This window comes from Algoriphagus limi, from assembly GCF_024919275.1.
In the GTDB taxonomy this organism is placed as follows: domain Bacteria; phylum Bacteroidota; class Bacteroidia; order Cytophagales; family Cyclobacteriaceae; genus Algoriphagus; species Algoriphagus limi.
In genome coordinates this window covers 272,975-292,592 of the sequence record NZ_JANWGH010000003.1, presented here as the reverse complement: position 1 = coordinate 292,592, position 19,618 = coordinate 272,975, and the positions used below count along the sequence as shown (strand labels likewise).

The 19,618-nt window shown below is 41.6% G+C and carries 22 protein-coding genes and 1 tRNA gene; 12 read left to right on the top strand and 11 right to left on the bottom strand.

Features of this window, described 5'->3' with window-relative positions; translation table 11 throughout:
- Positions 1-92: 92 nt before the first annotated feature.
- On the top strand, positions 93-662 hold the full coding sequence (locus NY014_RS13380) for a flavodoxin family protein (protein WP_259415089.1): 570 nt from the start codon (positions 93-95) through the stop codon (positions 660-662).
- A 71-nt stretch (positions 663-733) separates the two neighbouring features.
- Here the strand turns inward: NY014_RS13380 and NY014_RS13375 are convergent, their stop codons facing one another.
- From NY014_RS13375 to NY014_RS13350, 6 genes are all read right to left on the bottom strand, one after another.
- A complete protein-coding gene (locus NY014_RS13375; RefSeq protein WP_259415088.1) occupies positions 734-1,297 on the bottom strand; it encodes a T9SS type A sorting domain-containing protein in 564 nt (187 codons plus the stop codon).
- 541 nt (positions 1,298-1,838) lie between these two features.
- Positions 1,839-2,318, bottom strand: a complete 480-nt coding sequence (locus tag NY014_RS13370) for a DUF4252 domain-containing protein (protein ID WP_259415087.1) — start codon at positions 2,316-2,318, stop codon at positions 1,839-1,841.
- Between the two features lie 36 nt (positions 2,319-2,354).
- Positions 2,355-2,885: a DUF4252 domain-containing protein gene (locus NY014_RS13365; RefSeq protein WP_259415086.1), complete on the bottom strand. Its 531-nt coding sequence runs from the start codon at positions 2,883-2,885 to the stop codon at positions 2,355-2,357.
- A gap of 4 nt (positions 2,886-2,889) precedes the next feature.
- Positions 2,890-3,312: a PG0215 family putative anti-sigma factor gene (locus NY014_RS13360; RefSeq protein WP_259415085.1), complete on the bottom strand. Its 423-nt coding sequence runs from the start codon at positions 3,310-3,312 to the stop codon at positions 2,890-2,892.
- Complete coding sequence (locus tag NY014_RS13355) at positions 3,309-3,800, bottom strand: GFO_1088 family ECF-type sigma factor (protein WP_259415084.1); 492 nt, start codon at positions 3,798-3,800, stop codon at positions 3,309-3,311. The genes NY014_RS13360 and NY014_RS13355 overlap by 4 nt, the downstream gene beginning before the upstream one ends.
- A 272-nt stretch (positions 3,801-4,072) precedes the next feature.
- A tRNA-Phe gene (locus NY014_RS13350) sits at positions 4,073-4,148 on the bottom strand.
- Positions 4,149-4,251: 103 nt separating this feature from the next.
- Between NY014_RS13350 and NY014_RS13345 the strand changes: the two genes are divergently transcribed.
- The 4 genes from NY014_RS13345 (at position 4,252) to NY014_RS13330 (ending at position 9,032) form a co-directional block, all read left to right on the top strand.
- Entirely contained in the window at positions 4,252-5,589 is a 1,338-nt protein-coding gene (locus NY014_RS13345) for a 4Fe-4S dicluster domain-containing protein (protein WP_259415083.1), read from the top strand.
- 120 nt (positions 5,590-5,709) lie between these two features.
- On the top strand, positions 5,710-6,501 hold the full coding sequence (locus NY014_RS13340) for a (Fe-S)-binding protein (protein WP_259415082.1): 792 nt from the start codon (positions 5,710-5,712) through the stop codon (positions 6,499-6,501).
- A 78-nt stretch (positions 6,502-6,579) separates the two neighbouring features.
- Positions 6,580-7,065, top strand: a complete 486-nt coding sequence (locus NY014_RS13335) for a hypothetical protein (protein ID WP_135075844.1) — start codon at positions 6,580-6,582, stop codon at positions 7,063-7,065.
- A 38-nt stretch (positions 7,066-7,103) separates the two neighbouring features.
- The gene (locus NY014_RS13330; protein ID WP_259415081.1) at positions 7,104-9,032 is read left to right on the top strand and encodes a CHU_0125 family OmpA-like outer membrane integrity protein; all 1,929 of its coding nucleotides are present in this window, start codon (positions 7,104-7,106) and stop codon (positions 9,030-9,032) included.
- A 528-nt stretch (positions 9,033-9,560) separates the two neighbouring features.
- Here the strand turns inward: NY014_RS13330 and NY014_RS13325 are convergent.
- The 3 genes from NY014_RS13325 to yihA are packed head-to-tail and all read right to left on the bottom strand — an operon-like array spanning position 9,561 to position 10,984.
- Positions 9,561-9,863, bottom strand: a complete 303-nt coding sequence (locus NY014_RS13325) for a hypothetical protein (protein ID WP_259415080.1) — start codon at positions 9,861-9,863, stop codon at positions 9,561-9,563.
- A 39-nt stretch (positions 9,864-9,902) separates the two neighbouring features.
- A complete protein-coding gene (locus NY014_RS13320) occupies positions 9,903-10,334 on the bottom strand; it encodes a DUF5606 family protein (protein WP_259415079.1) in 432 nt (143 codons plus the stop codon).
- A gap of 38 nt (positions 10,335-10,372) precedes the next feature.
- Complete coding sequence (gene yihA / locus NY014_RS13315; protein ID WP_259415078.1) at positions 10,373-10,984, bottom strand: ribosome biogenesis GTP-binding protein YihA/YsxC; 612 nt, start codon at positions 10,982-10,984, stop codon at positions 10,373-10,375.
- A gap of 122 nt (positions 10,985-11,106) precedes the next feature.
- On the opposite strand from yihA, the gene ubiE reads away from it, so the two are divergent.
- The 7 genes from ubiE (at position 11,107) to lolA1 (ending at position 18,508) form a co-directional block, all read left to right on the top strand.
- Complete coding sequence (ubiE, locus tag NY014_RS13310) at positions 11,107-11,829, top strand: bifunctional demethylmenaquinone methyltransferase/2-methoxy-6-polyprenyl-1,4-benzoquinol methylase UbiE (protein ID WP_259415077.1); 723 nt, start codon at positions 11,107-11,109, stop codon at positions 11,827-11,829.
- On the top strand, positions 11,778-12,578 hold the full coding sequence (gene porT / locus NY014_RS13305; protein WP_494337114.1) for a type IX secretion/gliding motility protein PorT/SprT: 801 nt from the start codon (positions 11,778-11,780) through the stop codon (positions 12,576-12,578). The genes ubiE and porT overlap by 52 nt, the downstream gene beginning before the upstream one ends.
- Before the next feature lie 44 nt (positions 12,579-12,622).
- Entirely contained in the window at positions 12,623-13,381 is a 759-nt protein-coding gene (locus NY014_RS13300) for an SDR family NAD(P)-dependent oxidoreductase (protein ID WP_259415075.1), read from the top strand.
- Positions 13,382-13,388: 7 nt separating this feature from the next.
- Positions 13,389-14,132, top strand: a complete 744-nt coding sequence (locus NY014_RS13295) for a M15 family metallopeptidase (protein ID WP_259415074.1) — start codon at positions 13,389-13,391, stop codon at positions 14,130-14,132.
- Between the two features lie 107 nt (positions 14,133-14,239).
- Positions 14,240-15,280, top strand: a complete 1,041-nt coding sequence (locus NY014_RS13290; RefSeq protein WP_259415073.1) for a quinone-dependent dihydroorotate dehydrogenase — start codon at positions 14,240-14,242, stop codon at positions 15,278-15,280.
- A gap of 54 nt (positions 15,281-15,334) precedes the next feature.
- Positions 15,335-17,821, top strand: coding sequence for an FtsK/SpoIIIE family DNA translocase (locus NY014_RS13285; RefSeq protein WP_259415072.1), 2,487 nt, complete (start codon positions 15,335-15,337; stop codon positions 17,819-17,821).
- Between the two features lie 33 nt (positions 17,822-17,854).
- Positions 17,855-18,508 carry an outer membrane lipoprotein periplasmic chaperone LolA1 gene (gene lolA1 / locus NY014_RS13280; protein WP_135075880.1) on the top strand — a complete coding sequence of 218 codons (654 nt, stop codon included), beginning with the start codon at positions 17,855-17,857 and terminating at the stop codon, positions 18,506-18,508.
- Between the two features lie 44 nt (positions 18,509-18,552).
- On the opposite strand, the gene NY014_RS13275 is transcribed toward lolA1, so the two are convergent.
- Both NY014_RS13275 and NY014_RS13270 read right to left on the bottom strand, forming a co-directional pair.
- Positions 18,553-19,110 (bottom strand): CvpA family protein, encoded by a 558-nt coding sequence (locus NY014_RS13275; RefSeq protein ID WP_259415071.1) that lies wholly within the window; start codon positions 19,108-19,110, stop codon positions 18,553-18,555.
- A gap of 3 nt (positions 19,111-19,113) precedes the next feature.
- On the bottom strand, positions 19,114-19,566 hold the full coding sequence (locus NY014_RS13270; RefSeq protein ID WP_259415070.1) for a GatB/YqeY domain-containing protein: 453 nt from the start codon (positions 19,564-19,566) through the stop codon (positions 19,114-19,116).
- Positions 19,567-19,618 lie beyond the last annotated feature (52 nt).

Below are 19,618 nucleotides of genomic sequence, written 5' to 3'. Positions count from 1 at the left end.
CTGTAGTAAGACTTCGCCTTCGCTCAGTCTGACAATGATTAGCATTTAAGGCTGCCTCTTTTTTAGCTTAATAATCAATTTCTTTCCAACTCATGCGAAAACTCAACCTAATTCTCTTTCTTTTTTCCTTCTCTCATTTTCTTTTCGCTCAGGAAAAGCCTTTGATTTTAATTACCTATTACTCCCAGTCCGGAAATACCGAGCAAATGGCGAAAGCCATAGGAGAAGGCGCGCTATCTGTAGAAGAGGTAGATGTTAAGCTTTTACTGATAGATCAAGTCCAACAGGATGACTTACTCGCCGCTTCAGCAATCATCCTCGGCTCCCCCGTTTACAATGCCAATATTGCTCCGGCAGTGCAGGAGTTTATCAATTCCTGGCCTTTTGAGGAAAGACCCCTGAAAGATAAAATTGGCGCGGTGTTCAGTACGGGAGGCGGCATGTCTATCGGAGAAGAGCTTGTGATGCTGAATTTGATGCATAGCATGCTGATTCATGGGATGATTTTGGTTGGTGGAGATACGGTAGAATCTGCTTTTGGTGCCTCGGCCATCACCGGAGAGGAGCCTTTTGATTTGCAGGAAGAATTGGATCCTATTTTTCTGAAAAAAGGCGAAGACTTGGGGAAGAGAGTAGCGGAGACAGTCTTGCGATTTCATTGATTTTAGACAAAAAAATAACCCCGCCTCAGACCCAGAGCGGGGTTTTTAATAGCTAGTTGGTTCACTTTTTCTTAAAGGGCAGAAAGATACTTGTCAAATCCCCCTTCTGTAGTCACTCGAAAACTGATAGAAGCTGATGGTTTTTCGATGTTGTAGATCTTGTGTAGACCTTGAGCATCCGCTACCTTCTCACTGTGGATCAACTTATCACCATCGTAAATAGAAACTGTAAACGCCTTCGCACTCAAGTTGCTTACTAGAAGTCGATACTTGTTGTTTTCCAATAAAGATACTCGAGAGTAAACGGATGGTTTTTCATCTACAAAGTTTTGAAAAGTTGTAGTTCGCAATACACCAGAATTATCCAACACTTCTACTGAATAAGTTCCTTTTGGAAGTGCATTCAAATCATAGCGTTTTGCAAAAGCTTCCGACTTGTTAATCCGATCTCTTAAAACCAAACGGTTTTCCTCATCCAAAATTTTAACAATCACGGTGCTGCTTGGCGCTTCAGTCATTGCAACTGTTACTTTGGCAGCATCAGAGTGAATAATCTCTACAGATTTCTCTGCTCCTGTGGCAAAGGCTCCTGTTGCCATCCCGGCAACAAAAAGCATAGACAATAATTTTTTCATACTAATAATTGGTTTAATAGGTTCTTTTTTAATGTGTAACCCGGAATGGCGAATCCATTCGAGGTGGTATTTTGGGCTACAGGGTCCATCGGGTCTGATGGGTTTGTCTTCAAATGACATTACAAAGGTAGCAAACGGCACTAAAAATGAAAATGTTTCAAAATTTTTATGGATTTTTTATGAATTCAATAATGATTAAGCTATTTAATTAAAAATAATATAATCAATTCCCGCAATCGATAGCGGAAACCCAAATAATCTGAAAAATCTAGCTTTTTTGAAATTTAATTTTGTAAATTTTTAAAATACAAAATCATGTCATTACATCAATTAATAAAAATAGTTTTTCGCAATCGATTGTATCGGAGAAAAAAAAATTAAAATCTTTATAAAAAAACTCAACTCAAGATCTAAAAGGGTAGATTTTCTTACAAAATCCTGCTTTTAGAAAAGAAAGAAAAACGGAAAGACGCAGGGAGAATAGAACAAAAAAAGCTACCAGCTTTCACTGATAGCTTAATTTTTTCTTTTTGAAACTCTTCTAATTCCTGCCCTGCTTCATGGCTTCGGCTACGAGCTCCTGAGCAAAGGAGCCTTTGAGTTCGACGACCATCAGGTCTCCTTCATCTCCTCCTACCAAGACCACCAAGTCTGAAATAGTTTTCCCTCCCTTGGAATAGACGACAATCTCCCCTTCATCGGCCATTTCCATCATTAACTCATAGCGTTCCTTTTCCAAACCTTTTTTTAGTGCTTTGAATTCCGCTCCGCTTCGATCAGCATTGTCAGGAAGCGTAAAAAAATTGAGCTTCTCGATAGATTTGGCTACGGTAGCCATATCATCTTCATCAATGTCAATTTTAAAACCTTCGGCGAAATTCAGGAAGTTACCTCCCAACTCCATATGGAAGAAGTCCTCCTCGCCTCTGTATTTTTCATAAAGGGCTTTAACAGATTTACTTTGTGCCTGTGCGGAAAATATGATTCCCAGAAAGGCGATTGCAAAAAACAGCTTTTTCATAATAATAAGTAGTTTAATAAATAATAGTGGTTTAGTTTATTGTGGCATATTTCCTTTACCATATTCCTCCATTCCGGGGATATTGGTCTTTTCTGCAAGCATATTCAGATCTTCATAGGTGAAATTCCCTAGCATAGAGAGCAAGGTGAATTCTCCCTTATCACCTGCAAGCATTAGCAGCTCCTTGACGAGTCCATTTTCTTCCCGAACCAAAAACTTGATGCTGGAATCCTTATCCTGAACATCCATCAATTCTTCATATTTCTGCTTAGTCAGAGAACCATAGGCTTCATTGTACATTTTCATTCCATCTACTTCATCAGAAGAAAGAATTCGGATGCCTTTGATTTTTTGGATTAAAGCTCCCAGTTCCTGAGAATCAGCTTCTTCAGCATTATTCTTCAGGAAACCTCCGGCCATTTGCATCATTTTGGGTGAAATGTACACCCTACTGAAGCGGTCATCTTCCATGTAATTGGAAAAGAAACGCTGAATCGCATCATCCTGGGCGAGCACTTGAAATACCGCCATCAGAACAAATACTGGGATTAATACTATCTTTTTCATGTTCTTATTTTTCTTGGTTTTCGAATAGAGAATTGGTCGTATTGAGGTATCGCAATTCATTCATTTTTTCTAATTGGCTTTGCCCTTCGGAAAACTTATCTTGGATTAGAGATAAAGCAGCTGCTACTTCCCGATAAGCTTCTTCCTGCTGCTGACGCTCATAGGCTTGCCAGCCTGCATAGGAGCCCATCAAAATCAAAACAGAGGCAGCCCAGCCAAGCCATGAAAAACCAGCTTTCTTTTTTCCCCTTGGAATTTTAAGTCTTTCAGGCTCCTCCGAAGCAAAATTCTGGATGGAAAGAAACCATTCTTTTTCTGACTCATACCCATCGGCTTGAGCAATCAGATCTCGCAACTCAGCTTCCTCCTCCAAGGTGGAATCTGCGTTCCAGTATTTTTCGAGTAATTCTTCAATTCGCTTGTTCATGACTTGGTTTCTTGTTTGGCAAATTCCTCTCGCAGCTTTTTTCGGGCCCGGTGAAGATTGACTTTCACTTGCTCCATCGGGATTTCAAGATATTCTGCCACCTCTTCATAGGTTAGCCCTTCCATTTCTCGAAGTTGAAAGATCTGTCTTTGCTTTTCGGGCAGGCGATTAACTAGCTGAAGAATCCTGGGAATTTTGGTTTCACTTCGCTCAGGTTCCGGATCCATAAGCCTAGCCTCTCCATTTTCATCCAACGATACAATCTTTCCAGTTTTCCGAAAGTGCATCAAAGCCTCATTTTTCAAGCTTTTGATGAGCCATCCTGTCAAATTTGGATGCTGCTGCAGTTCATCTTCTTTCCGAAAGGACTTTTCGAACACATTTTGAAGAATATCTTCAGCCAATGCCCGGTCTTTCACCCAGAGATAAGCCATCCGGAATAGCTTCCCTCGCAAAGGCCAAATATTTCCTTCGAAAAATGAATTCATTTGTGTAGGTGATGCGGGTCTTTTTCAAATGTTACACTTTTCACAAAATATTTTTCAAAAAACCCAAGATTAAGCTAGGCCCCGCTAACACTCAGCTCTGATTGGAGTTTAGAATTTACTAGTAAGGCTGATTTTAGATTCATTTTAAATTAGAAATAAAAAATAGTATGCATGCAGACTATTTCTTACTTTGCATCCATGATTGATTGGGCATCAACTATCACGATTCTGACGCGAGAGGGCATAAAAAAAGCCCCGAATTGCTTCGGGGCTGGTGGTGATGAGTGGACTCGAACCACCGACTCACGGATTTTCAGTCCGATGCTCTACCAACTGAGCTACATCACCTTTTCTTAAAGTGATGCAAAGGTAGGTATTTGTGATTTTGATACAAATCATTCAGATAAAAAAAAATTAAAAAGAGTATTCACAATTTATTAATTGCATCAAAATGAGCTTTTTACCTCAAGTAGCATTTTTGATCATTTTAGCGGTAGCTGCTTTCATTTTAACCAAACGAGTGCGTTTTCTGAAAAGAAACATACTCTTGGGTAAGGAAGAAACCCGAAACGATCAGCCTGAAGTCCGTTGGAAAACCATGCTCTTGGTGGCTTTTGGCCAACAAAAAATGTTTAAGCGCTTCATTCCGGCTTTCCTCCACTTGTTGATTTATGTCGGCTTTGTGGTGATCAATTTGGAAGTATTGGAATTTATTTTGGATGGGATTTTAGGAACCCACCGATTGTTTGCACCAATTCTAGGTTCAGTTTATACAGCAGCAATCAATATTTTTGAATTCCTCGCCGTGGCGGTACTTTTCTCCTGCGTCATATTTCTGATTCGAAGAAATATTACCAAAGTTCCCCGTTTCACTAAGCCTGAGATGAAAGGCTGGCCAGCCCTCGACGCCAACTTGATTCTAGTTATTGAGATCATTTTGATGATGGCTATTCTCACCATGAATGCCACGGATCAAATCTTGGCAGCTCGAGGAGATGAGCATTACATTGCCCTTGGCACCCTTTTCTTCAGCAGTCTGCTTCAACCTCTATTTGAGGGAATGAGTGATGGAGCGCTGGTGTTTACAGAGCGATTTACTTGGTGGTTTCATATTGCTGGTATTTTAGCTTTTGCAGTATATGTGACTTATTCCAAGCACCTTCATATTTTCCTGGCTTTCCCAAATACCTGGTATTCTAATTTGAAGCCAAAAGGAGAGATGCCGAATATGCCGGAGGTCACGAATGAGGTCAATATGATGCTGGGAATTCCAACTGATGCTCCTGCCGATCCTCCTGCTGAAATCGGAAGATTCGGCACCAAAGACATCAATGATCTTTCTTGGGTCAATATTCTGAATGCCTACTCCTGTACTGAGTGCGGCCGATGTACTTCCGAGTGTCCGGCTAACCTGACAGGCAAAAAACTTTCACCACGAAAAATCATGATGGATGTTCGTGACCGTGCAGAAGAAGTTGGAAAAAGCATAGACTCCGGCGGGCCAGGTCTGGAAGATGGAAAATCTCTCCTTGGCGATTACATTTCAAAAGAGGAATTAAACGCTTGTACTTCCTGCAACGCCTGCGTGGAAGCCTGCCCGGTCAATATCGATCCATTATCCATCATCCTACAAATGCGCCGCTATGTAGCGATGGAAGAATCCGGCACTCCAGCACAATGGAATGCCATGTTCCAAAATATGGAGACCAGTTTCTCTCCTTGGAAATTCAGTCCCCAAGATCGATTCAACTGGGCCGATTCAGTCAAAGAAGAGGAGATTCCAGATTGAAAAATTGGAAGATTTGAAAATTGAAAAATTCAATAACCCAAAGCAATTGAATTATCGAGAACAAGGATGTTTGAAAGCTGCTCTCGTAAATCCAATATCAAAAATCGTAAATCCGAAAATATGTCTACATACAAAGTACCAACCATGGCCGAAATGGCCGCTAAAGGTGAAAATCCGGAAGTTCTTTTTTGGGTCGGTTGTGCCGGTTCCTTTGATGACCGATACAAAGCAGTTACCCAGGCTTTCGTCAAAATATTGAATAAAGTAGGTGTATCATTCGCTGTACTTGGCCCTGAAGAGACTTGTACCGGTGATCCTGCACGAAGAGCTGGAAATGAGTTCCTTTTCCAAATGCAGGCAGTCCCCAATATCCAAGTTTTGAATGGATATGGAGTCAAAAAAGTAGTGACCGCATGCCCTCATTGTTTCAACACCATCAAAAATGAGTATCCTGCTTTGGGCGGGAATTATGAAGTGATTCATCACTCTCAATTTTTGCAGCAGCTAATTAATGAAGGAAAAGTAGTGCTTCAGGGAGGCGGTGAGTTTAAAGGGAAAAAGATCACCTTCCATGATTCTTGCTACCTCGGCCGTGCAAATAATGTATATGAAGCTCCACGGGAAGTCATTAAGGCTTTGGATGTGGAACTGGTAGAAATGAAGCGCTGCCGAACCAAAGGGCTTTGCTGCGGAGCAGGTGGAGCTCAGATGTTTAAGGAACCAGAACCAGGTAAAAAAGACATCAATGTCGAACGCACAGAAGAAGCATTAGCAACTGGAGCTCAAGCAATTGCCGTAGGCTGTCCTTTTTGCTTGACCATGATGGCTGACGGTGTAAAAAACAAAGAGCGAGAAAACGATGTCAAGGTCTATGATCTCGCCGAAATGATCGCCAAAGACATGGGGATTTAAGTGAAATTAAAATTGAATCAATTCCACCCTTTTTGCCGTTAGGTAGAAAGGGTTTTTCTTTGTCAAAATATCCAAATTATGTACGTAGCCTTTGATAAGATTTCTGACCAAAGCCGAATTTGGCTCTATCAAGCTGATCGAAAACTCAGTGATAGGGAACTGGAACTGGTCCGACAGGAATTAAAATCCTTTTGTGAAGGATGGAATGTACACGGAAATGGGATTCTGACTTCTTTCGAGATTTTAGAAGATCAGGTGATCGTTTTGGCTGCAGATGAATCCCAGTCCGCAACAAGTGGCTGCTCAATCGATAGCTCTGTCAGAGCTTTACAAAGGCTTGAAAATTTACTCCAAATCAACCTGACTGATCGCGGAAAAGTAGCTTTCAAAGAATCAGGTCAAATTCGAATTGCACCTGCTTTGGGAATTCGCAGCAAAGTTCAGGAAGGAAGCATTGTTTCGGACACGCCCGTGATGAACCCACTCATCCAAACCAAAGCCGATTTGAATTCTTTGTGGATTCCTGCAGCAAAAAGCTGGTTGAACAAATACTTTCCAAATTAATTAGTAATATTCAGACAAGATCATCAAAACTGAGTCAGATGAAACACTACTTTTTGGGTCTATTCATATTTATGTTAATTCTTGGTGGCTGCAAAAGCCTTCAAGAAAAAGGAACTGACCAATACCTCTCGGGACAATACCAATATGCTATCAATACTTTTTCTCAAATTCTAGAGGAGGATCCTGAAAACGAAGAGGCAAATCAAATCATCGCAGAAAGCTATCGCCTTTCCAACCGAATTGAAAATTCTGCTAACTATTACCAAAAACTAATTGATATCGAGCCGAGCTTTGAGCGATATTTCTTTCTAGGACAAAGTCTCAAAGCCCAGCAAAAAAATGAGGAGGCAAAGGAAGCCTTCGAAAATGCAAAAGGTTACACGCAAGATGAAGCTTTGCTCGCTCGAACACAGCGGGAAATTGAATCAATTAATCTTGCAGCTGGCATTGAAAACTACTGGCCTTATCACGAACTCGTGAATTACCGGGAGCTTAATACTCCGGGCGGAGACTATGCTCCGATAGTTAGTGAGAATTTCTTGTACTTCACTTCAGCTAGACAAGCTTCTGGGATTTATCCAGCGACGGGGACTCCCTACACCAAACTATTCAGAGCGAGGGCAGAGGGGCTAAGAGTCGATGTAGGAGGAATACAGGCTTTACCTGAATTTCCAAATGAAGAAGGGTTGAATCAAGCCGCAATGGCCATCAGCCCTGATGGAAATATCATTATTTATGCTCGGGGAAATTCCACCTCTCCGAAAGACCTTCCGGAAACAGCTTTATTCGCTTCATATTTTCGAGGAGGCGGATTTACATTGCCAATTTGGCTTCCGGTGAATGAAGATGAAAATTGGTGGAATTCGACCCCAGCTTTCAGTCCTGATGGGGAAGTTCTCTATTTCGCATCCAACCGTCCAGGAGGGTATGGAGGAATTGATATTTACAAAGCGACTAAGTTGGCAAATGGAGACTTCGGGAATGCTGTCAACTTAGGACCAACTATCAACACTCCTGGCAATGAACTTTTCCCTCGCCCTACTCCAGATGGAAAATTCTTTTTTGCTTCCGACGGACATCCCGGCTATGGAAAACTAGACCTTTTTGTAGCTGAAACAGATGAATCAGGAAAACAAGTCATCAAAAATTTGGGTGAAAATATCAACAGCCCAGCGGATGATTTTGGCATCTTTTTCACCAATTATCCCAAAGAGGGATTCCTTTCTTCCAATCGTGAAGGTGGAATTGGAGACGATGATATTTATTATTTCGAAGACAAAACTCCAAAGCCAAAAATCGTCAATGTCCTGTTGAATGTATTTACCAAGCAGCGCGTAGCAGGAGAACCTGATCAGGTCCTTGACCAAGCTCGTGTTGTCTTGTATGATGGCAATAACAAACAAATAGGAGGTGACTTCTCCAATTCAAATGGTCGCGTCCGATTTACCTTAGAACCTCAAGCAGATTATACCATTATCGCATCCAAAGGAGGGTATTTCTCCAAGTCTGTTCCTTATTCCACTCGCGGAAAAACTCCTGACCCTGCAACTTTGATCCAAGATGTCACCAATGTAAGCTTGGATACGACTATCGTTTTGGATCAGTTGATTCTAGAAAAATCCATCGTTTTAGAAAATATTTATTACGACTTGGATAAGGCTGATATCCGACCGGATGCGGCAAGGGAATTGGATAAATTGGTACAAATCCTCAAGGACAATCCAAATATCCGAATCGAGCTAAGCTCTCATACCGATGCCAGATCTTCGGATGAATACAACTTGGATTTGTCACAGCGAAGAGCTGAATCAGCTGTAAATTACATAGTATCGCAAGGAATCGATCCAAGTCGATTGGTTGCCAAAGGCTATGGTGAAACGCAGTTGATCATCAAAAATGCTCAAACGGAAGAAGAGCATCAGGTCAATCGACGTACTGAATTTAAGGTGATTGAGATTAAGGAATAATAGAAGAAGGAAGATGGGAGTGGGAAGAGGGAAGTTCGGTGGAACACGGTAGAAATATGATGGAAATAAAGCTCGCAAGCGAGCTGAAATAAGGTCTAGCAGATAATCTCCCGCAAAGACTCTGCAAAGTGCTGAAGAGAGAGGGTTGAAGGCACAATTTTTAATAGCCCTGGGTTTCAACCCAGGAAAAAAGAACAAAAACCGAATTCTAGCGCTGGTCCATGATCTTTGTTTTGGAAAGGGAAATATCGTACCAGCAAGACGTAGAGGAATTTCAAAAAATGGATTATCCCGCAAGCGCGCTGGGATACTTTGAAATAGATTCCCAATTGTACTAAGTACTAGGAACCCCTAGAATATCTCACGACCGAAGGGAGTGTATCTCGGCGCAGCCATATCTTACGAAGCGGAGCGAAGTGTATTTCGCGAATCTTATTTCGGGAGGCGAAGCCGACCGTATTTCGTCGTAAGAAGTGAGATATATTTCGCCAAAGGCATATTTCAGTAAACGAAGTGAGGCGTATAACTTCACGAATACCTCTTCCAAATTTCAGCCTTCTGTTTTTGTCTTTCCCAAAGGGCCCTTGCTAAATCCTCTGCCACTAGATCAGGCGCAGATTCATGTAAAATTTCCTTTAGTCGCTGTTCCGAAAGGTCAATCCTATAACAGATTTGAAGCAGTTTTTCCAAATCCCGATCCAATAACTCCCCCACGGCTTTAGCAATGATTTTCACGGCCTGCTCCTCATCAAATTGGGGAGGAAGTTCCGGCAGCTCAAATTGCTTTTGAGCTAAAGAATAAGCGGTAGTGAGTAGATCGGAATTATTCATACAATTAAAAAAAGCCCGGTTTGTCCGGACCTTAAAATCTTATTCTGCTTCCTTTTCCTCGGTGGCATCATCAGAGGCCTGTAAAACCTCAGGCATTTGCTCATGGATGATTTTATACCAAGAAATCAATTTTTTGATATCGGATACATATACTCGAGATTCATCTACCTCAGGAAGAATATGCTTCATAAATGCTCGAAGTTCAGCCTCATCCGGATTGGAATCCAATCCCAAATCTCCCTGAAATTCCACCTCAATTTTTTGCATAACACTTTCCAAAGGCTCTGCTCCTTCCTCGTTCAAGGTGTAAATAGAAATATCAGCAAGGATGGAAACACGATGTGAAATTCCGGCTACAAGTTTGGCTTTTTTGGCATCCAAACTCTCTAGAATCACCCCTGTCCGGGTAGGTTTTAATACTTTGAATAATCCTGGTTTTCCAGAAACGGTAGCAATGTCTTTAAAATTCATGGGTTTAGATTTTCAGCTTGCAAATATAGAATTTGTGCTCATTCGAGCGCACCACTTTCGTATTCTTTGACCAATTCGTCAATAAAGTCCAATAAGGACTCCTTTCCAAAACCTGTCTCCGAACTGGTGACAAAATAATCCGGAGCCTCTTCAAAAATTTCCTCCGTTTTCTTCAGGAATTTCTGAACGTTTTGGTTGGTCTTGGTTTTTGACTGCTTATCAGCTTTGGTGAAAATCAAAGCGGCGGGAACACCATTTACCCCACACCAAAGCAAAAACTCTAAATCGATTTTCTGAGGCTCGAGTCTACTGTCTATCAAAACGAAAACACCACAAAGATTACTTCGCTTCGTCAGGTAAGTTTTGATCATATTTTCCCACCCCTCCTTCACTTTGACATTGACTTTCGCAAAACCATACCCTGGCAAATCCACCAAAAACCATTGATCATTAATCATGAAATGATTGATCAATTGAGTCTTACCGGGCTTTTGGGAAGTTTTTGCCAAGTCCTTTTTGCCTGTAATCATATTGATCAAGGAACTCTTGCCGACATTTGATCGACCGATGAAGGCAATCTCTGCCCGCTCCGGCTTCGGACATTTTGAAGGATCGGAATTGGAAACGACGAATTCGGCCTTTTTGATCATGGGATTGGAATTTGGGACAAAATTAGGGTTTAATTCCATAGACACCACCCTCCTTCTTCCTTAACATTTTTCGCTTACTCGGGTTTCTTGAGTAATATTGCGCACCAATTAGAATTTAACTGATGTCCGTAGTCCCTTATAAAGATAAAGAATACCCTAAAAAAGCACAGGTAGCCGAGATGTTTAACAACATCAGCCCGAAGTATGACCTACTCAATCACGTGCTGAGTTTGGGGATAGATATTATTTGGAGAAAAAAAGCCATCAAAATGCTCCAGAAAGATCAGCCAAAGTTGATTTTAGATATTGCTACTGGAACGGGGGATTTTGCGATTGAGGCATTGGCTTTGAATCCAGATAAAATCATCGGAGTGGACATTTCAGAAGGAATGCTGGAAGAAGGCCGAAAGAAAATGAAGAAGCGAAAACTGGATCATATCATTGATATGCAGATGGGTGATTCAGAAGGTTTGCTCTTTGAGGATAATAAGTTCGATGCAGTCATCGTTTCATTTGGAGTCAGAAACTTCGAAAATCTGGAAAAAGGACTGGCAGACATGTACCGGGTCTTAAAGCCTGGAGGTAAAACAGTCATTTTGGAATTCAGTAAACCAAAGGCCTTTCCAATGAAACAGGCCTATTCGTTTTATTCCAATACGATATTGCCTCAAATTGGAAAAATTGTATCCAAGGACAATTCTGCTTATACTTATCTTCCAGAATCTGTCCAGGCTTTTCCTGATGGGGAAGATTTTCTGGCTGTATTGAAAAAAGTTGGATTTCACAGCACTGTATGCAAACCGCTCACTTTTGGAATAAGCTCAATTTACGTAGGGGAAAAATAGGCATTCTTGCCTTCCTTTTCTTTTTAGTTGCAAATTCAGCTAATTCACAAGGCCTTTTTGGATTGACCAGTACCTCAGGTTCTGATGATAAATTCATCTCCTACGGGTTTTTCCTTGCAGCGCATAATAATTCCTATCGACTGAAATACACGGATCAATTCGTTCAGGCAAGTGATCCAGCGTCGCCTAATGTTCGTGCAATTTTCCCTCGATTCAATCCGGGATTTTCATTGGGATTCATTGGAATGATGCGTCTTCACGATCAAGTTCAGATATTATTTACGCCGAAAATCGGCTTCTATGAATTTCGAACAGAAGTAGAATATTTTCCAACCAGCTTCACACCTCAGCCTGGCAATACAGGAGAAGAACCGGTCACGCCCGTTGCTGATGTCAATACCATCATCAATGAGGCTACGATGATTGAATTGCCTTTGCTATTCAAATATCGCTCTCAACGATTCAATAATACCCGGATGTATTTTATCGGGGGGGCGAGTTATCAATTCCGTACGAAAAGTCAAGACGAAGCCAATTTAGAGGACTTGGTGACTACAGGGCAAGATTATGCCATCGAACTGGGAATGGGATTTGAGATCTATTTTCGCTTCTTCAAATTTGCCCCAGAAATCCGTTTCTCACACGGACTCAACAATATCTACCAGGCAGAAAATACTATCCCAGATATTCGGGATGCCATTTCTAGCATCAAAAGGAAGTCTGTCACCCTCTATTTGAACTTCCAGTAAGCTTTTACTTTTTGGATATTTTTCTTTTCAGTTAACTTGTGACTATGGAAAGAAAAATCGCATTAATCACCGGAGCAAGTTCTGGAATCGGAAAAGCCTGTGCACTGATTTTGGCTAAGAACGGATATGATTTAATCGTTACCGGAAGAAGAAAAGAACGATTGGAGGAATTGAAAAAAGAAGTTCCTGAGGGAATCGAAGTTCTACCTTTGATTTTTGATGTAAGGGATAAGGAAGCAGTTTTTCAGATTCTAGGAAACCTCCCCGATCGCTGGAAAAATATCGATGTTTTGATCAACAATGCCGGGAATGCCCATGGACTTGACCCTATCCAAACAGGTGATACCGAGGATTGGGATGCCATGATGGATATCAATGTGAAAGGACTTTTATACGTTTCAAAAGCCATCATCCCAGGAATGACCGAGCGGAAATCTGGAACTATCATCAATATTGGATCCATTGCAGGAAAAGAAGTCTATCCAAACGGAAACGTGTATTGTGGCTCCAAGCATGCTGTAGACGCTATTACCAAAGGAATGCGCATTGATTTAAACCCTTTCGGGATAAAAGTTATCGGCATTCATCCGGGATTAGTCGAAACCGAGTTTTCGTTGGTTCGATTTAAAGGAGATTCAGAGCGGGCCGAAAAAGTCTACCAAGGATATCAACCTTTGTTGGCTCAGGATATTGCCGAAATCGTGGAGTTTTGTGTCAATCGACCAGCCCATGTAGTCTTGGCAGATATTGTGATACTTCCAACTGCTCAGGCTTCTGCAACATTGGTGAACAAGAATCCATAATCTTCGGATGAGATATTTGAGCCTTATCCTTCTTTCGATTATTTGGAGTTGTTCTGCTCCAAAAAGCGATCAGGAAGTATTCTCCGAACAACAAAAAGAAAATCTAGCTCCCCTATCGGAAGCACCTCAGGAATCAATTCCAGCATTGGAACAAACCTTAATCGATCAGGGATTGGTCAATTTGGAAGAAGTCATTCCTGGAATTCGGGTAGAGTTAAAGTATTCTACGACAGATAATTTCTTTGGACAGGATGTATATGGGGATTTGACTCACGCTTATCTCCAGCCTGAAGTTGCCGAGCGACTAAAAGCAGCACAGGAAAGTTTGCAGGAAGAATATCCAAACCTTACCCTTTTGGTCTATGATGGGGTCAGGCCGCTATCAGTCCAGCAGATTCTTTGGGATAATTTGGACAAACCGGACAGCATTAAGCCATTGTACGTAGCCGATCCAAAAAAAGGAAGTTTGCACAATTTTGGGGTAGCAGTAGACTTAACCATCTATGATAGCCAAGCGGATTCAACTTTGGATATGGGGACAGGTTATGATTTCTTTGGCTATGCTGCCTATCCCGATCGTGAAGCCCAAATGCTGGCAGAAGGAGTCCTTACTGAATCCCAAATCAAAAACCGTGAAATCCTCCGAAAAGTCATGACCGAGTCTGGTTTTACTGGAATTGGATCAGAATGGTGGCATTTCAATGCCTATTCCCGAAAAGAAGCGGGAGAAAAATTTAAAATTGTAGAATAAGCAAGCAGAGATTTTACTCCAATATCTTTAGAGACTCTAATTTTTCTAGGGTTAAAATATTGCCTTGGATTGCCTACTTTTGCCTGTAGCGAAAAAACCAATTTCCCGTGTACAAAACCCTACTCAAGCCGCTTCTTTTCACTCAATCCCCAGAAACCGCCCACCACTTTACCTTTAGCCTGACCAAATTCGCCTTCAATTTTCCATTGATTGGAGGAATCATTCGAATGGCTTATCGGTATGATGACAAGTGGTTGGAGCGGGAAGTTTTTGGTTTAAAATTCAAAAATCCGGTTGGTTTGGCTGCAGGTTTTGACAAGGACGCCAAGCTAATCGATGAAATGGCTATGCTGGGATTTGGATTTATTGAAATCGGAACCTTAACTCCCAAACCTCAAGACGGGAATCCCAAGCCCCGGCTTTTCCGCCTACCTCAGGATGAAGCCTTGATCAACAGAATGGGCTTTAACAATGGCGGCGTCTTGGAAGCTGTGGAACGGCTAAAAAATCGGAAATCTGATGTCATCGTTGGTGGGAATATTGGCAAAAACAAAGTCACCCCAAACGAAAAAGCTATTGACGATTACCTTTTTTGTTTGGAATCCTTACATCCTTATGTAGACTATTTTGTGGTGAATGTAAGTTCACCCAACACTCCCAATCTTCGGGATTTACAGGAAAAAGAACCCCTCAAGGCCTTGCTGACAGCCGTAAAAGCGGCGAATGATGCCAAAGAAAAACCCAAACCAATCCTTCTCAAAATCGCACCTGATTTAACGGATGGACAGTTGGACGACATTGTTGAGATTGTTCAGGAAACAGGTATTGCGGGAGTAATCGCAACCAATACCACCATTGATCGGAGTCAACTTCAAACTGATAAAAACCAGGTGGAAGCCATAGGTGCAGGTGGAGTAAGTGGAAAAGTTTTGAAAAGCCGAAGTACGGATGTAATCCGCTACCTCCACCAAAAATCTCAAGGTTCCTTCCCTATCATCGGTGTGGGGGGAATTTTTAGCCCGCAAGATGCGATTGAAAAACTTGAGGCAGGAGCTTCCTTAGTTCAGGTCTATTCAGGCATGATTTATGAAGGACCAAGTCTAATCAAACGCATCAAAAAGGGCTTGGCAACTTATTTCTCGAGCTAATTTTCCGAATCCGAGCCGAAACCTTATCTTCAAATTTGGAATTGAACCGCATCTATGCCCAGCAATTCACCTAAACAAAATACTTTTAGAAAAAAGGGAGAAAAATCCGCCAAGCCTAAATCCAAAGGCTCTGGCATCAAGCTTTCTTTTGGGGGATTTAAAAATTCCAAAATTGTCCTTACCCTAGGAATCATCATGATGTCCTTGGGGATCTTTCTGTTTTTTGCCTTTATCAGCTACTTATTAAGTGGGCCTGCAGATCAAAGCTTGGTCATGAATCCTACAAGTGAAGAGTCTAGGGAAGTCGCCCGTGAATCTCAAAACTGGTTGGGATTATTGGGAGCTAAAGCTAGCCACCTGCTGATCTATCGATGGTTTGGTATTGCAGCCTTTCTCTTCCCTCCTTTCTTGTTCATTTTGGGATTTCGATGGGCTTTTAAATTGTCTCTTATTTCTTTGACTCGATACACGAGTTTTGCGCTTTTCTTCACCTTTTGGCTTGGCCTTCTTACAGGTTACATTGTCATTTTGGTGAAAGGCTACTCATATTGGAGCTTCCTTTCCGGCGGTTTTGGATATGAATTAGCAAAGCTTTCAGCCGATTACTTAAGCTGGGGGACATTCATTTTACTGGCAGGTTCACTGCTGGTTTTCGTGGTATTCTACTTTGATATTGACAAATTGGAATGGTTCAGCTCAAAGAACTTTGATTCCGATCTGGATTCATTAGAAGAAGAAAAAATCTCCGAGGATGAATTGGCCATCAAGCCAAGCTCTAAAAATGAGGATCCTTTTGGATTGGAAGAAGAGGAAGATGAAGTCTTGGATGACGGTTCTTCTTGGACAGTAAAAAATTCTGGGGAACCGGAGGCTGAAGAAAATGAAGCCGAATTGGATGATTTGTTTGAGGTCAAGCAGGTAGACCTTCTTGCAGAAAATACCGAAAAGCCAACTACTAAGCCAATAGAAGAAAAACAGTTCTCAGTGACCAAAGCTGAAAACCAGGAAAAAACGGCCGAAGAAGTCGAAAACTTGGATCCTTACGATCCTACTTTGGACCTTCCTCGCTACCAATATCCTACCCTAGATCTCCTGAATGAATATGATCTTCAAAAAGTTACTGTCACCCGGCAGGAACTGGAAGAGAATAAAAACAAGATCGTAGAGACATTAGAGAATTTCAAAATCGGAATTCAGGAGATTAAAGCGACCATCGGTCCAACTGTGACGCTTTATGAAATCGTTCCTGAACCGGGGGTGAAGATATCCAAAATCAAAAACCTAGAAGATGACATCGCTTTAAGTTTGGCAGCTTTGGGAATTCGAATCATTGCTCCGATCCCTGGGAAAGGCACCATCGGTATTGAAGTTCCAAACAAAAACCGAGAACTAGTACCAGCTCGAGCAGTCATCGGCACTGAGAAATTCATGCGTTCCGATAAGGACCTTCCGGTGGCTCTAGGCAAAACTATTTCAAATGAAGTTTTCGTAGTGGACCTAGCCAAGATGCCTCACTTGCTAATGGCAGGTGCAACAGGTCAAGGAAAGTCTGTGGGCTTGAATATGATTTTGGCTTCTTTGATATACAAGAAGCATCCGGCTCAATTAAAATTCGTCCTGGTGGACCCAAAAAAAGTAGAATTGACACTTTTCAATAAAATTGAGCGACACTTCCTTGCAAAACTTCCAGGTTCTGAAGAAGCGATTATTACAGATACAAAAAAGGTGATTTATACGCTAAACTCACTTTGTATCGAGATGGATAACCGCTACAATTTGCTTAAAGATGCGGGTGCCAGAAACCTGAAGGAATACAATGCGAAGTTTATAGCCCGAAAACTCAATCCTGAGAAAGGACATCGTTTTATGCCTTACATCGTCCTTGTAATCGATGAGTTGGCGGACTTGATGATGACGGCTGGAAAAGAGATTGAAGGTCCGATCGCTCGATTGGCACAACTAGCGCGAGCTATTGGCATTCACTTGGTTGTTGCGACCCAGCGTCCTTCAGTAAACGTTATTACAGGTATCATCAAAGCTAATTTCCCTGCTAGACTTTCCTTCCGGGTTACTTCAAAAATCGATTCCCGAACTATCCTTGATACTGGAGGTGCCGATCAGTTGATAGGTATGGGTGATATGCTTTTATCTCAAGGTTCAGAAGTAATCCGCTTACAATGCGCCTTCCTAGATACACCTGAAGTAGAGGCCATTTGCGATTGGATTGGGGAACAAAAAGGCTATCCGGATGCTTATCTACTACCTGAATATGAGGGAGAAGATAGCGACAATTCCATCGGGGATATTGATCTATCAGATCGGGACCCTTTGTTTGATGAAGCAGCGAAATTGATAGTGCTACATCAGCAGGGCAGTACATCCTTGATTCAGCGTAAACTTAAACTTGGCTACAACCGCGCAGGACGAATTATTGATCAATTGGAAGCTGCAGGAATTGTAGGACCATTTGAAGGCTCTAAAGCCAGAGAAGTTCTGATCCAAGATGAATCTAGTTTGGAACAGTTATTGAATAGTTTGTAGTCGCTGTTTTTTGATTAATACGGCTACAAATTCATGAGAAAAATCGCCCTAGTTTTCTGCATCCTATTTATTGGTCTTTTTAGTGCTCAGGTTGAGGCTCAACAAGACCCCAAAGCCAAAGTCATCTTGGATGCAATGAGCCAAAAGTTCCAATCGATGAACGGCTTTACGGCTCAATTTGACTTTACTTTTCAGGACGCCACCGGAAGTAGTGACCGAGAGAGCGGGGAAATAGCCGTCAAAGGAGAACAATACCGACTCAAGCTTCCTGAGCAGGAAATCTACAATGATGGCAAGACCGTTTGGACTTTTATTCAGGCAGATGGATACAAAGAAGTAACTATCAATGACGTCTCTCAAATGGAAGGTGAACTCACACCATCCAACATTTACAGGATGTATGAATCAGGCTATAATTACACTCTTTTGCCTGCTAAGCAATTTCAAGGAAAGTCTGTGGATGTGGTGGAATTAATTGCAGCAAATGGAAATGCTCCATTCGAACGGGTCAAATTGATGATCGACAAAAGCAGCAAGGATCTTTTAGGTTGGGAAATGTACGATGGGCAAGGCGGCATGTATGCCTACACCTTTAAAAACCTTCAGCCCAACGCTAATTTACCGGCGACTTATTTTGCCTTTGATACCAAAAAATATCCTGGGATTGAAATCATTGATTTAAGATAAAAGCGCTTCCAATCAGAAGCGCTTTTCTTTTGAAATCAATCTTATTACTCTCCCTTTGCGGCTTCTTTTACTTTTTCCACCAGCTCTTCGAATTTGCTTTTGGTAGATTTTACAGATGGGAAAAATGGTTCTACCGCATCGATAACGGCGGGAGCCATAGGTTCCACATAACCAATCAATTCAGATTCACGCTCCCACTTTTTGGGCAAATCCAAATCAAATTCCTTGGTGAACCACAAAAAGAGACTGAGGAAGAATCCAATTTTTAAAACTCCAAAAAACAATCCTGCAACTTGATCAAAGGAACCTAAAATGGTCAGATCCATGAATTTTTTCAGAACCCAACCAACGCCGTTGATAAGGAGCACACTAATTATGAAAATAATCAGGAAGCCAATAACTGGATATGATAGATTGACGGTCTCTACATTCTCCTGTAACCATTGCGCGGCAGGCTCCATAAAATAAAAGCCTAAAACCAAGGCAACCACGAAGCCAACGATGCCTAGAATTCCCAAAAGAAACCCTTTTCTATAGCCTTCATAAGCTCCTAAGGCTAGAAGGAGAACAATGACAATATCCAGAAAGGATTTAATTTCCAATGTTTATGAATTTAGAAGTGCTTTTACCTGATCAGCAATAGCCTTGCCATCTGCCTTTCCTGCCAGTTCTTTACTAGCCATTCCCATCACTTTTCCCATATCTTTCATACCGCTTGCTCCAGTTTTGGAGATGATTTCAGCGATCGCGGCTTTTAATTCATCTGGAGATAAAGCTTTTGGAAGAAATTCCTGAATCACCTTCAGCTCAGCCATTTCTACTTCATGCAAATCAAAACGTCCTTGCTGCTCATAGATATCTGCAGAATCTTTTCGCTGTTTTGCAGCCTTTGTAAGTAATTTCATCTCGTCATCAGCAGACAAATCACCTTTTGTGCCACCCTTAGTTTCCTCCAACAGAATCAAGGACTTGACGGCACGTAGGGCTGTTAGCCGGGTTTTATCTTTTGCCAGCATGGCTGACTTAATTTCATTTTCTATCTTTTGTTTTAAACTCATCGCTACTCAGTTTATGTTATAACTTTGTTCTATCGACAAAAATACCCTTTTC